The following is a 13,750-nucleotide window of genomic DNA, read 5'->3' on the forward strand; positions in this document are numbered from 1 at the left end:
CCGCACCGCCGGCGCCGGCTCCCGCCCCCGCGCCGGCCCCCACCCCGGCGACCACCCTGAACGGGCAGGCGGCGGCCGAGGGCGGCGAGGTGGGGTACGTGACCCCGCTGGTCCGCAAGCTCGCGGCCGAGCACGGCGTGGACCTGTCCACGGTGCGCGGCAGCGGCGTCGGCGGCCGGATCCGCAAGCAGGACGTGCTCGACGCCGCCGAGCGGGCGCGGGCGGCCAAGGCCGCGCAGGCCCAGCCGGCGGCACCGGCGCAGGCGGCACCGGCCCCGCGGCCGCAGCCGAGCCCGCTGCGCGGCAGCACCGTGAAGATGTCCCGGGTCCGGGCGGTCATCGCCAAGCGGATGCTGGAGTCGCTGCACGAGATGGCCCAGCTCACCACCGTGGTCGAGGTGGACGTCACGAAGATCGCGAAGCTGCGCGCCCGGGCGAAGGACGGCTTCCAGGCCCGGCACGGCGTGAAGCTGTCGTTCCTGCCCTTCTTCGCGCTCGCCGCGGTCGAGGCGCTCCAGGAGCACCCGACGGTGAACGCGACGATGGACACGGCGGCCGGCACCATCACCTACCCGGCGAACGAGCACCTGGGCATCGCGGTCGACACCGAGCGCGGCCTGATGCTGCCGGTCATCCACAACTCCGGGGACCTCAACCTGGCCGGCCTGGCCAAGCGGATCGCCGACCTGGCCGAGCGGACCCGCGGCAACAAGATCACTCCGGACGAGATCTCCGGTGCCACCTTCACGCTGACCAACACCGGCAGCCGGGGCGCCCTGTTCGACACCCCGATCGTGCCGATCGGCCAGTCGGCGATGCTCGGGACCGGCGCGGTGGTCAAGCGCCCGGTCGTGGTCAACGACCCGGACCTCGGCGAGGTGGTCGCGGTCCGGTCGATGGTCTACCTGGCCCTGTCCTACGACCACCGGCTGATCGACGGCGCGGACGCGGCCCGGTTCCTGACCACCGTGAAGAACCGGCTGGAGGCCGGCAACTTCGAGGCGGAACTCGGCCTGTGAGCCCCGCACGCCAGTAACGCCCGTACGCCAGGGGCGCACCGGCCACACCGCCGGCGCGCCCCTGGCGCCTTTCCCCGGCCCATTCCCCGGGCCCGACTGCCGCGCCGTCGCGGGTCCGCCAAGATGGGGGCATGCGGATCGTGATGGCCGGCTCGTCCGGGTTCCTCGGCACCGCGCTCGCCGACCGGCTGCACGCCGATGGGCACGAGGTGGTCCGGCTGGTGCGCCGGCCGGCCCGGGGGGCGGGTGAGGTCACCTGGGACCCGGAGGCCCGGCACCTGGACGCCGCGGTCCTGGCCGGCGCCGACGGCGTGGTGAACCTCTCCGGCGCCTCCATCAACCACGTCTGGACCGAGGTGTACCGGAAGATCCTGGTCACCAGCCGGGTCAACCCGACCGCCACGATCGCCGCCGCGATCACCGCCCTGAACCCGACCGAGCGCCCGAAGGTACTGGTGAACGGCTCCGCCGTCGGGTTCTACGGCGACACCGGCAACCTCCCGGTGGACGAGGACGCGACCTCGGGCGGGGATTTCCTCGCGGACCTGTGCCGGGTCTGGGAGGGGGCCACCCGCCCCGTCGACGACGCCGGGGTCCGGGTCGTCCGGCTGCGCACCGGGTTCCCGCTGCACCGGTCGGGCGGGTTCCTGGCCGCGGTGCTGCCCGCGTTCCGGATGGGTCTCGGCCCCCGGCTGGGCAGCGGGCGGCAGTGGCTCCCCTGGATCTCCCTGGAGGACTGGCTCTCGGTGGTGACCTTCGTGCTGAGCCGGGAGGACGTCGCCGGACCGGTCAACGCGGTCGGCCCGGCGCCGGTCCCGAACGCCGAGTTCACCCGCGACCTGGCCACCGCCGTGCACCGCCCGGCGTTCGTCCGGATACCCGGGCCGCCCGTGCGGCTGTTCCTGGGTGATCTCGGCCGCACGATGCTGGCCAGTTCCCGGGTCCGGCCCGGGGCGCTCAACCGGCACGAGTTCACGTTCCGGCACCAGACCCTGCCCGCCGCCCTCGAAGCCGCCCTCTGAGCGGCTCCCTGAGCGGCCGCTGCGCGGCCCGCTGAGCCGCTCTGCGCCGGGTTGGTAACGTTCTTCGGTGCCGATCGCCTCGCCGGAGACCGCCACCACCGCTTCGCCACCGTCGCCGCGGCGGGTTCGCCGCGTGTCCCGCGCCGACGCCGCCGTGGCCGGCCTCGCGGTGGCCCTCGCCCTGCTCGTGACGGCCGGCCTCTGGCCGGACCCGCACGGCCGCGCCATCACCGTCAACTCCGGCGACCAGGCGCTGTTCGAGTGGCTGCTGGCCTACGGGGCGCAGTCGCTGCAGGGGGCGAACCCGCTGCTGACCCACCTGCTGAACGTCCCCGACGGGGTGAATCTCGCGGTCAACACCTCGATCACCGTGTACGCGGTGGTGTTCGCGCCGCTCACCTGGCTGGTCGGCCCGCCCGTCACGTTCGCGGTCATCCTCACCCTGAACCTCGCCGCCACCGCGTACGCCTGGTACTGGCTGTTCTCCCGGCAGCTGGCCTGCCGGCCGGCGGCCGCCGCGGTGGCCGGCCTGTTCTGCGGCTTCGCCCCGCAGATGGTCTCGCACGCCAACGCCCACCTGAACTGGACCGCCCAGTGGCTGGTCCCGCTGCTGCTCTGGCGGGTTCTGCGGCTGCGCGGCCGGCGCGGCGGCATCGTCCTCGGCGGGCTGGTGGCGGTCGCGTTCTCGATCGCCGCCGAGGCGCTGTTCTTCACCGCCCTCGCCGTCGGCGTGTTCCTCGCCGCCTGGGCGCTGAGCCGGTCCCGCCGGGCGGCGGCGCGGGCCGCGCTGCCGGCGTTCGCCCGCGGCCTGGGCTGGGCGGCGCTGACCGCCGGCGTGCTCCTGGCGTACCCGCTGTATCTGCACTTCCTGGGCCCGCAGACGTTCCACGGCACCGGCTTCGACGCGCGCATCCACGCCGAGGACATCGCGGCGTACGGTGCCTGGCCGCAGCGTTCCCTGGCGGGCGTCGCCGGCCTCGACTCGTCGCTGGCCCCCAACCCCACGGAGGAGAACTCCTTCTTCGGGATCCCGCTGCTGCTGTTGGCCGTGGCGTGCTTCGGGTACCTGTGGCGGGGCGCGGACGCGGCCCGCCGGGCCACCCTGCGGGCCCTGGCGGTCACGGCGCTGGTCTTCGCGGTGCTGTCCTGGGGCCCGAGCGTGAAGGTGTTCGGCCACTACACCCACATCCCGCTCCCCTACGCGGCCCTGGTCCACCTGCCGGTGTTCGACGCGGCCCTGCCCTCGCGGCTCGCCCTGGTGGTCACCCCGATCCTCGGCATGCTGTTGGCGTTCGCCCTGGACGCGCTGCTGGGGCGGGAGCGTGGCCGCCGCCTCGTCACGTGGTCGGCGGCGTTCGCGGTGGCGCTGCTGCCCCTGGTCCCGGTGCCGCTGCTCACCTCCGAACGCCCCCCGGTCCCCCGCTTCATCACCTCCGGTGACTGGCGCGAGTACGTCGGGCCCGGCGGTGTGCTCACCCCGGCCACGTTCACCTCGGACCTGCTCCCCGACGGCCAGCGCTGGCAGGCGTACGCGCTCGCGCGCGGGCAGGGCGAGTTCGCCCTCCCGGCCGGCTTCTTCCTCGGACCGGGTGGCCCCGACGGCCGCGGCCGCATCGGCCCCGTCCCCCGCTATCTGGACGGCGTGCTCACCTACGTGGCGCAGACCGGCGCCGAACCGGTGATCTCGGATGTGGACCGCGCCCGCGCCCGCGCGGATCTCGCGTACTGGCGCGTCGAGGCGGTGGTCCTGCCGGACCGGGTCAGCGGCGCGAAGTGGCCCGTACACGTCGAGGCGGTGCGCCGGACCGCCACCGCCCTGCTCGGCCCGCCCGAGCGCGTCGACGACGTGTGGCTCTGGCGGATCCGCCCCTGACGGCCGGGCCCGGACGGCGGACTACGCTGGCGGCATGACCGGCACGGTGAGCCCCGAGACGGCGGCCATGGCTGTGGTGCGCCTGGGCGAGGTCGAGTACCTGAGGGCGTGGGACGAGCAGAAGCGCGTGCACGAGGCGGTGGTCGCGGGCGCGGAGCCGGATACCGTCCTGCTGCTGACCCACCCGCCGACCTACACGGCCGGCAAGCGGACCGAGCCGTGGGACCGGCCGCTGGACGGCACGCCGGTGATCGACGTGGACCGGGGCGGCAAGATCACCTGGCACGGTCCGGGCCAACTGGTCGGGTACCCGATCCTGCGGCTGCCCGACCCGGTCGACGTGGTGGCGTACGTGCGCCGGGTCGAGCAGATGTTGATCGACGTGTGCGCGGAGTTCGGCCTGGCGACCGGGCGGGTTGACGGGCGCAGCGGCGTGTGGGTGCCGCAGGACGACCGGGGCCCGGCGCGCAAGGTGGCGGCGATCGGCATCCGGGTCGCGCGCGGGGTGACCCTGCACGGCTTCGCCATCAACGGCGACTGCGACCTGACCGCGTTCGACCGGATCGTCCCGTGCGGCATCCGCGACGCCGGCGTGACGTCGCTCGCCGCGGAACTGGGCCGGCCGGTGCCGGTCGACGAGATGCTGCCGGTGGTGGAGCGCCACCTCGAGACCCTGCGCTGACCCGGCCCGGAAGCGGGGCCGGGCCAGCGAACCGGTCGGGAACCTGGCTATGGCGTCAGGCGGTGCAGGTCGCGCGGGAAGGCGGTGACCTCCCGCACGTTGGCCGCCCCGGTCAGCCGGGAGAGGAAGCGCTCCAGGCCGATCGCGAAGCCGCCGTGCGGCGGGATGCCGTGCGCGAAGGCGTCCACATAGGACCGGACCGGCGCCAGCGGCTCGCCGCGGGCCGCCAGCGCCGCCAGGTAATCGGCGTGCCGGTGCAGCCGCTGCCCGCCAGTCACCAGTTCCATGCCCCGGAACAGCAGGTCGAAGCCGTTCGAGTAGGCGGGTCGCAGCGGGTCCGGGTGGGTGTAAAAGGGGCGCTTCGCCATCGGGTACCCGGTGACGAAGACGAACTCGCAGCCGTGTTCGCGGCGGGCCCACTCGCCGAGCGCCCGCTCGTCGGCCGGGGCGAGGTCGGGTTCGTCCGGGTCCGCACCGGCGATCTGCAGGGCCTCGGTGAAGTGCACGGCCGGGATCTCGGCCGGCACCTCGGGCGGCGTGACCCGCAGGGCCGCCAGCGCGGGTGCGGCCCGCTCCGCGATGGCGGCCATCATGCCGGCGAGGGTGTCCCGCAGCACGGCCATCACGTCCCGGTGGTCCTCGATGAACCCCAGTTCGGCGTCGAGCGAGGTGTACTGGGCCAGGTGCCGGACGGTGTCGTGCGGCTCGGCCCGGAACACCGGCCCCACCTCGTACACCCGCTCGAACACGCCCACCATGAGCTGCTTGTAGAACTGGGGCGACTGGGCCAGGTAGGCCCGGCGGCCGAAGTAGTCCAGGGCGAAGACGTTCGCCCCGGACTCGGTGGCCGACCCGACCAGCTTCGGGGTGTGGATCTCCACGAACCCGCGCTCGTCCAGCGCCCGGCGGAAGCCGCCGACCGCCGCCGCGCCCAGGCGCAGCGCCGCGGCGCGGGTGGGGTGCCGCAGGGACGCGCTCGCGTGGTCCAGCTGGGTGGGGAGCGTGGCGGCCAGCGCCGGCCGGAACAGGTCGAACGGGGGCGGGACGGCGCGCTCGCCCAGTACCCGGATGGCCGGTTCGACCACCTCGACCCCGGCGGGCGCCGTGCCGTTCGCGACCACCGTGCCGGTGATCTCGACCACGGTCTCCTCGGTGAGCGCTTCGAGGCGGGCCCGCCCCTCGGGGGCGGCGACCACCACCTGGGCGAGCCCGGAGGCGTCCCGCAGGATCAGGAACGCCACCGATTTGAGCAGCCGGCGGCGGTGCAGCCAGCCGGCCAGGGTCACCCGCTCCCCCACGTGGGCGGGCAGGTGTGCGGAGAGGATGCGTCGCATGTGGTGTACCTCCTCGTCGTCGCGCAACGCGATCCCGACAGGCGCGGGCGAGCGGGTCCTCGCGGTACCACCGCACCTTCGCCGCCGGGGGCCGGCGGCCTCAAAGTCGCCCGTGACGTGGGCCAGGCGGCGGGTTCTACTGGGGCAGCCTGCTGCCCGTTCTTCCCGCGGCTCGGGAGGGTCTTCACGCACCGGCGCCGGGTGGCCATCACAGCGGCGGCGACTCTCTCGGCCGGCGGGATCGGTGCGCTACTCGGCTCCGTCGACGCCGTATCCGCTCAGCCTACCCACGCACCCCGCCCGTATTACGCGACTTTCGGCGCTCCCGGTGAGGGGTGTCACATGGTGTGCGGCGTGAGCCGGGTCGCGATGCAGGGGCGCGGGTCGATCGGCGGCGTACCCTGACGCTTGTGACGATCGCAGCTCCCGATGGCCGCAGGCTGCTCCGGATCGAGGCGCGCAACGCCGCCACCCCCGTCGAGCGGAAGCCGCCGTGGATCAAGGTGACCGCGAAGATGGGCCCGGAGTTCACCGCGCTACGCGGCCTGGTGCAGCGGGAGGGACTGCACACGGTCTGCCAGGAGGCCGGCTGCCCCAACATCTACGAGTGTTGGGAGGACCGGGAGGCGACGTTCCTCATCGGCGGCGACCAGTGCACCCGGCGCTGCGACTTCTGCCAGATCGACACCGGTAAGCCGGCCGAGTTCGACGCGGACGAGCCGCGCCGGGTGGCCGAGTCGGTGGCGACGATGGGGCTGCGGTACGCCACCGTGACCGGGGTGGCCCGCGACGACCTGCCCGACGGCGGCGCCTGGCTGTACGCGGAGACGGTGCGGCAGATCCACAAGCTCCAGGCGGACTGCGGCGTCGAGCTGCTCATCCCCGACTTCAACGGCGACCCGGCCCAGCTCGGCGAGGTCTTCGACGCGCGGCCCGAGGTGCTGGCGCACAACGTCGAGACGGTGCCCCGCATCTTCAAGCGGATCCGGCCGGCGTTCCGGTACGAGCGCTCGCTGGGGGTCATCACCCGGGCCCGCGAGGCCGGACTGGTCACCAAGTCGAACCTGATCCTCGGCCTGGGCGAGGAGCGCGCCGAGGTCGCCCAGGCCCTGCGCGACCTGCACGCCGCCGGCTGCGAACTGGTCACCATCACCCAGTACCTGCGCCCCACCCCGCGGCACCACCCGGTCGAGCGCTGGGTGCGGCCGGAGGAGTTCGTCGAGTTGCGCGCGGAGGCCGAGGCGATCGGCTTCGCCGGCGTGCTGAGCGGCCCCCTGGTCCGCTCCTCCTACCGGGCCGGCCGGCTCTACCGGCAGGCGGTCGAGGCGCGGGGGGCCTGACACCCCGCCCCACGCCCGGGCCGGCAGGTCATAGACTCGGCGCCATGGCGAAACCCCAGGAGAAGGTCTCTTTCGGCCAGCGGCTGAAGCAGATCGGGATGGTGTTCCAGTTCACCGCCAAGCAGGACCGGTGGTTCGTGCCGCTGCTGGCCGGCGCGCTACTGATCCCGCTCGCGCTCACCGTGGTGGCCGTGCTCGCCTGGGGCTGGTTCTACCTGCCGGTCGGCATCCTGCTCGCCCTGCTCGCCGCCCTGATCGTGCTGAACCTGCGCTCCAACGCGGCGATGATGAACGTCGCCGAGGGCCAGCCGGGCGCCGCCGCCCAGATCCTCGAGTCGATGCGCGGCGACTGGCGGGTCACCCCGGCGGTCAGTTCGACCACCACCTTCGACATGGTCCACCTGGTGATCGGCCGCCCGGGCGTGATCCTGCTCGCCGAGGGCAGCCCGCAGCGGGTCCGCGGCCTGCTCGGTCAGGAGAAGCGCCGCCTGTCGAAGGTGATCGGCAGCGCGCCGCTGTACGACTACGTCGTCGGGTCGGAGGAGGGGCAGCTGTCGATCCGCAAGCTGCGCACCACGCTCATGCGCCTGCCCCGGAACCTGACCGGCAAGGACGTCAACGCCCTGGACAAGCGGCTCAAGGCGCTGACCGCGAGGCCGCAGATCCCCAAGGGCGCGATCCCGAAGGACATGCGCCCGCCGAAGGGCGCCTTCCGCCAGACCCGGGGGCGCTGACCGCCCCGCGCACCCCGCGCCACGCGTGCGGGGCGCGTCGGGCTGGCGCTACCCGCGCGGGGTGTGGACGACGATCGAGTTGACGGCGCGGTCGTGCAGGCCGCGGCGCTCGGCGTCCATGATCAGTGGCGGGATCACCAGGCACAGCAGCACGCCCCGGATCAACCCGCGCCACAGGCCGATCCGGCCGCCGGCACCCGGGTTTTCTCCCGAGGTTGCCGGCCCCGCCGGCCCGGTGTGGTCCACGCAGTGCAGGCGGAGTAGCAGCATTCCGGGCGTCTGGGCGAACAGGCCCACGAACACCGCGTACATGCCGATCAGGACCACCACCGGGGACCAGCCGTCCCGGACCGGGTCGGCGAAGATGTTCGCGGCGAGCAGGCTGAGCAGCCAGTCGATCAACAGGGCGGCGAAGCGGCGCCCGAGGCTGGCTGGTACGGCGGATACGCGCTGCTCGACCACCCGATCAGGGTAATCTCGGGCCGGTCCGGCAGGTGCGGCGCCACCCCCTCCGGTCCGGGCGCCCACGCGGGTCACAGCCGCCTTAACACGGCCGAAACAATCGAGACACGCTCGGGCAACGGCCCCGCCATAGCGTCGCCCCAGCCCGCTCAAGTGTGTCGGATGTGCCAGGAGGACGTGTTGTTCGCCAATCCCGAGGAGCTTCTTCGGTACCTCAAGGACGAGGACGTCACCTTCGTCGACGTGCGGTTCTGTGACCTGCCGGGCGTGATGCAGCACTTCAACATGCCGGCGGAATCGTTCGACGACAGTGTCATCACGGACGGCCTCGCCTTCGACGGGTCGTCGATCCGCGGGTTCCAGGCCATCCACGAGTCGGACATGCTGCTGCTGCCCGACGTCGCCACCGCCTTCGTCGACCCGTTCCGGACGCAGAAGACCCTCGCCCTGAACTTCTTCATCCACGACCCGTTCACGCGCGAGCCGTACTCCCGGGACCCGCGCAACGTGGCCAAGAAGGCCGAGTCGTACCTCGCCTCCAGCGGCATCGCGGACACCGCCTACTTCGGCGCCGAGGCGGAGTTCTACATCTTCGACTCGATCCGCCACGAGACCTCCGCCCACCAGGCGTACTACTACATCGACTCGGTCGAGGGCTGGTGGAACTCCGGCCGGGAGGAGCCGGGCGGCAACCGCGGCTACAAGACCGCGTACAAGGGTGGCTACTTCCCGGTGCCGCCGGTCGACCACTACGCCGACCTGCGGGACGAGATCGTCCGGACCCTGCTCGACGCCGGCTTCACCGTCGAGCGGTCGCACCACGAGGTCGGCACCGCCGGCCAGGCCGAGATCAACTACCGGTTCTCCACGCTGCTGCACGCGGGCGACCAGATGCAGTTGTTCAAGTACGTCGTGAAGAACACCGCCTGGGCGGCCGGCAAGACGGCAACCTTCATGCCGAAGCCGCTGTTCGGCGACAACGGCTCGGGAATGCACACCCACCAGAGCCTGTGGCGAAACGGCGAGCCGCTGTTCTACGACGAGACCGGGTACGCCGGCCTGTCCGACACGGCCCGCTGGTACATCGGCGGCCTGCTGCACCACGCGCCGTCGCTGCTGGCCTTCACCAACCCCACGGTCAACTCGTACCGGCGCCTGGTGCCCGGCTTCGAGGCCCCGGTCAACCTGGTGTACTCGTCGCGCAACCGCTCCGCCTGCACCCGCATCCCGGTGACCGGCACCAACGCGAAGGCCAAGCGGGTCGAGTTCCGGGTGCCGGACCCGTCGAGCAACCCGTACCTGGCGTTCTCGGCGATGATGATGGCCGGCCTGGACGGCATCAAGAACAAGATCGAGCCGCCGGACCCGATCGACAAGGACCTGTACGACCTGCCGCCGGAGGAGATCGCGTCGGTCAGGCAGGTGCCGGGCTCGCTGCCGGAGGTGCTGGACAACCTGGAGGCGGACCACGACTTCCTGACCGCCGGCGGGGTGTTCACCAGCGACCTGATCGAGACCTGGGTCGACTGGAAGCGCAGCAACGAGGTGGACCCGGTGCGCCTGCGCCCCACCCCGCATGAGTTCGCGATGTATTTCGACTGCTGAGAGCGGCGGCAGTCGTCCGGAAGGCCCGGGCCCCGAGGGGTCCGGGCCTTTCCGCGACCGGGCGCCTCAGCGCGGGCGGCGGACCGGCGGCGGCGCCGTCACCACGAGGGCGGGCACCTTGACCGGCGTGGACGTCGCGGTACCGGCCGCCGCGCCGGGCGCGATGGCGGTGACCGTGACCGTGAGCTGGCGGCCCTCCAGGGACGACGAGAGCCACAGCAGGCTACCGGTCGCGCCCGCGAGCGCCTGCCCGTCGACGTACCACTGGTAGGCGTACGCGGTGGGAGTCGTCGACCACGTGCCGGTGGTGGCCTGGAGCGTGCCGCCGACCCGCACGGTCCCCGTGATCGTCGGTGGAGCCGTGGCGACCAGGGCGGCCGGCGTCACCGTGAACCCGCCCGCCAGGCTCGTCTCCGCGCCCGCGTAGGACCGGACGGTGAGGGTCCAGCTTCCGGGCGCGGCGCCGGTGAGGTCGAGGTTCGCGGTCAGCGTGGTGCGGTCGGCGCTGACCGACTCGACCCGAGCGGTGACCGGTGTCTGGCCGGAGCGGGTGAGGCGCACCTCATCCTGCCGGTGCAGCGAACTGCCGCGCAGCGTGATGGTGGCCTCGGTGCCGGCCGCGCCGGTGCTCGGTGACACGGACCCGACCGCGAACGGCACCCGACCGCAGAGCGGCGTGCCGCAGGTCGCCTCCACCCGGTACGGAAGGTCGGCGGTGCCACTGGTGGGCGCCAGGACGAACAGCACCGGCGGCGTGTCGTCCGTCCGGTACGGCGGCGTGCAGGCGCGACCGCCGCTGCCGAAGGCGCAGGCGGTGATGCCCTGCTCGGTGATCATGTACGGGGTCACCCCGTCGACGTCGGTCACGCTGAGGGAGTCGAGCCGGCGCAGCGGCAGCGCCACGCAGCGGGCCGGATGGTCGGCGGTCAGGACGCCCTCCAGCGGACCGAAGCCGTAGGCCACGGACGGCACCAGCGGGCACCCCGGCGGCGCCCCGCCAGCGGTCGGCGGGATCCGCCACGCGTCCAGTTCGAACCGCACGGCGGCGTCGGCGGTGGCGGTGTTCCGGACGAGGATCTGGTACCCGGCGCTGCCGGTCACCCGGCAGGGGCCGAACCCGCCGCAGTTCATGACGTCGCCGGCCGCGTCGTAGACCTCGTACCGGGTGACGTTGCCGGCATCGCGGGTGTCCACCCAGAACTGGTCCGCGGCGGACGCGGGCAGGTGGAAGCAGCGCACGTCCACGGGGTTGTCGAGGGTGCCGGGACCGGAGCGGGTGCCCAGGGTGGTGGAGGAGACCGGCAGGCAGCCCGCGCCGCTGGTCACGTCCCGCCGTATGACCCGGTACGCGCCGGCCGCCGCGGGCCCCTCGACGAGCATCAGGTACGCCTCGCCCGGGCGCATCTGGCACGTGCCCGGGGAACGGGTGACCGTGCAGGCGCGCGCCCCGGCGGCGTCGAACAGCGACAGCCGGGCGCCGCCGGTCGCGGCGACCAGCTCGGCCGCGCCGTGCGCGTTCGCCGGGATCGCCAGGCAGGCCGCGTACCGCTCGGCCGAGAGCGTGACCGTGGCGCCGACGGAGTCGTCGAACCGCCCCTGCGGCAGCGTGGGGCAGCCGGCCGGCGCGTCGGTGCGGACCGCCGCGACCGTGTAGCCGCCGGTTTCGTAGTGCTCGCGCGCGGTGGTCAGGATCCGGAACGGTGCCTCCCCCGACAGGGTGCAGGCGCCGCGGGTCGTCTGCTCCCAGTCGCACTGGTACCGGCCGGTCGCGTCGACCACCCACACGTCGGGAACGGCCACGTCGCGGGCGTTCTGCGGGTAGGTCAGCGCCAGTCGCGCGCCGCGCGGGCTCGGCACCCTGAGGCAGTCGTACTGGCCGCTGGCGCGGAACTCGCCGCGGTACGGGGCGAGGTTCGCCGCCGAATCGGAGACGGCGACGCAGCCGGGGCCGTCCGGAGCGAAGAACGCGGTGCGGTACCGGTGGTCGTTCGGGTAGGTGGCCGAAACCTGGCCGAGCACCATCAGGTACTCGCCAGCGGCGGGCAGGTCGCACCACTTGTCGCAGACGCTGTGCCCGTCCCGGTCGTACACCGCGCCGAAGATCCGGTAGTTGCTCTCGTCGGACCGGTTCTCGAACAGGTACCGGCCGGCCTTGGGCGCGGACAGCATCCGGCACCGGATCCCCGCCGCCGGCGGCGGGGTGCCGTAGCTGCCGGGCGTCACCGTGGGGCAGCCGACCGGCGCGGAGACGCTGCCGACCTGTGCCTCGTAGGTCTTCGCCGGCTGCTCGGCCTCGGCCTCCATGCCCATCAGGTACGACACGATCCGGTATGGGCCGCTGCCGGGCAACTGGCAGCCGATCTGCTGGTAGTCGTCGGGGCAGATCTCGGCGCCGGTCCCGTCCGTGATCCACCAGCGGACGTCGTCGTAGACGGTGGGCGATAGGTAGGCCACCACCCGCTCCCCCGGGCGCGCGTCGAGCCGGAGGCAGTTCGTCTGCACGCCGGAGGTCTGCGACAGCACCCGCGTCGGCTGGTTCCAGGCGGTGCCGATCGCCTCGGCGCAGCCGGCGGTGGCGGCCAGGTCGGTCACCGCCACCCGGTAGGTCTGGGCGGTCCAGTCGGTGTTGGTCATGAACAGCGTGAACGGTCCGGTGTTTGGCAGGTCGCAGTGCCCGTACCCGACCCACTTCTCGCACACCGGCTGCCCAGCGTTGTCGTACATGCTCCAGGTGGTCGGCCGCGCGCTCGGCGCGACGCGCATCTCGTACCGCCCCGCCCCCGCGGCGACGGCGTAGCAGTCCTCGCCGCCGTACCCCGCCAGCGTGCCGGTGCCGGTGGCGGCGCCGGGATCGCCGAAGCCCGCGACCGCCAGCGGCCGGCATCCGGTCGGGTCCGAAAGCCGGGGCATGCCCACCGAGTACTGCCCCTGCGCGCCGTACGACTCGTACAGGAACACCCGGTACGGGCCGGTGCCGGTGAGCTTGCAGTTGCCACCGAGGAACCCGCACACCGCGGCGTCGGCCGAGTCGCGGATCTCCCCGCGCACGTCCCCGCTCACCGCCGGGCCGCGCAGCCGAAGCACCGCGCCCGCCGGCTGATCGAAGGCGAAGCAGGCCGCGGCCTGGCCGGCGGCGAGCGCCCCGACGCGCGGCGCCGAGGCGAAGGAGAAGAACTCCGCCGGCAGGGTGGGGCAGGCGGACGGGGTGCGGGTGGAGTCCACGCCCAGCCGGTAGGTCGCCGCCCCGGACCGGAAGTACAGCTCGACAACCACCTGGTAGGCGCCGGCCGCGCCGAGGAGGCAGTCGCTGGCGTAGGGGCCGAGATAGCACCGGTTACCGCCGTTCGGGTCCGTGACCCACGCGCTGAGCCAGTCGCCCTCGCTGGTGAACTGGGTGCGCAGCCGGTCGCCGTCCACGGTGGTCGTGATCGTGAAGACGTCGCGCTGGGCAGCGTTGATGGCGCACGACTGGATCGCGCCGAAGGCCAGCGCCCCGCCGCACGGCGCGGCCGCGGGCTGGATCTTCGTCGGTACGCTCCGGCGGACCTCGGCCGGTGCGGGGGGTGCGGGGCGCGCGCCGGCGGCGGCACCGAGCGAGGCGGCGCGAACCGCCCCCTCGGTGGCGGGCGCGGCGTGCGCCGCGGCGGCCGCGTAGGCGGGTGTCGGGGCGGGCGCGGCC

Annotated in this window: 9 protein-coding genes and 1 pseudogene; 7 read left to right on the forward strand and 3 right to left on the reverse strand. The window is 73.6% G+C overall.

Annotation, left to right across the window (positions count from 1 at the left end; all coding sequences use genetic code 11):
* The 4 genes from sucB to lipB form a co-directional block, all read left to right on the forward strand.
* Window positions 1-1,019 (forward strand): 2-oxoglutarate dehydrogenase, E2 component, dihydrolipoamide succinyltransferase (sucB, locus tag KJS59_RS03450; RefSeq protein ID WP_213450784.1); only part of this gene is annotated, 1,019 nt, incomplete at its 5' end.
* 131 nt (window positions 1,020-1,150) lie between these two features.
* The gene (locus KJS59_RS03455; protein WP_213450786.1) at window positions 1,151-2,041 is read left to right on the forward strand and encodes a TIGR01777 family oxidoreductase; all 891 of its coding nucleotides are present in this window, start codon (window positions 1,151-1,153) and stop codon (window positions 2,039-2,041) included.
* A 67-nt stretch (window positions 2,042-2,108) separates the two neighbouring features.
* Window positions 2,109-3,914 (forward strand): DUF2079 domain-containing protein, encoded by a 1,806-nt coding sequence (locus KJS59_RS03460; RefSeq protein ID WP_249713838.1) that lies wholly within the window; start codon window positions 2,109-2,111, stop codon window positions 3,912-3,914.
* 34 nt (window positions 3,915-3,948) lie between these two features.
* Window positions 3,949-4,596 carry a lipoyl(octanoyl) transferase LipB gene (gene lipB / locus KJS59_RS03465; RefSeq protein ID WP_213450787.1) on the forward strand — a complete coding sequence of 216 codons (648 nt, stop codon included), beginning with the start codon at window positions 3,949-3,951 and terminating at the stop codon, window positions 4,594-4,596.
* Window positions 4,597-4,643: 47 nt separating this feature from the next.
* Here lipB and aspS read toward each other — a convergent pair whose 3' ends face one another.
* Window positions 4,644-5,930, reverse strand: coding sequence for an aspartate--tRNA(Asn) ligase (aspS, locus tag KJS59_RS03470; RefSeq protein ID WP_213450788.1), 1,287 nt, complete (start codon window positions 5,928-5,930; stop codon window positions 4,644-4,646).
* A gap of 410 nt (window positions 5,931-6,340) precedes the next feature.
* On the opposite strand from aspS, the gene lipA reads away from it, so the two are divergent.
* Both lipA and KJS59_RS03480 read left to right on the forward strand, forming a co-directional pair.
* Entirely contained in the window at window positions 6,341-7,270 is a 930-nt protein-coding gene (gene lipA / locus KJS59_RS03475) for a lipoyl synthase (protein ID WP_213450790.1), read from the forward strand.
* A 44-nt stretch (window positions 7,271-7,314) separates the two neighbouring features.
* Window positions 7,315-8,004: a DUF4191 domain-containing protein gene (locus KJS59_RS03480; protein ID WP_213450792.1), complete on the forward strand. Its 690-nt coding sequence runs from the start codon at window positions 7,315-7,317 to the stop codon at window positions 8,002-8,004.
* A 48-nt stretch (window positions 8,005-8,052) separates the two neighbouring features.
* Here KJS59_RS03480 and KJS59_RS03485 read toward each other — a convergent pair whose 3' ends face one another.
* Window positions 8,053-8,466, reverse strand: coding sequence for an RDD family protein (locus tag KJS59_RS03485; protein WP_213450794.1), 414 nt, complete (start codon window positions 8,464-8,466; stop codon window positions 8,053-8,055).
* A 180-nt stretch (window positions 8,467-8,646) separates the two neighbouring features.
* Between KJS59_RS03485 and glnA the strand changes: the two genes are divergently transcribed.
* Complete coding sequence (gene glnA, locus KJS59_RS03490; RefSeq protein ID WP_213451025.1) at window positions 8,647-10,071, forward strand: type I glutamate--ammonia ligase; 1,425 nt, start codon at window positions 8,647-8,649, stop codon at window positions 10,069-10,071.
* 66 nt (window positions 10,072-10,137) lie between these two features.
* On the opposite strand, the pseudogene KJS59_RS03495 reads toward glnA, so the two are convergent.
* Window positions 10,138-13,750 (reverse strand): annotated as a pseudogene (locus KJS59_RS03495) (hypothetical protein); the annotation flags it as partial.

The sequence above is a fragment of the Rhizomonospora bruguierae genome (genome assembly GCF_018397995.1).
GTDB lineage: Bacteria > Actinomycetota > Actinomycetes > Mycobacteriales > Micromonosporaceae > Rhizomonospora > Rhizomonospora bruguierae.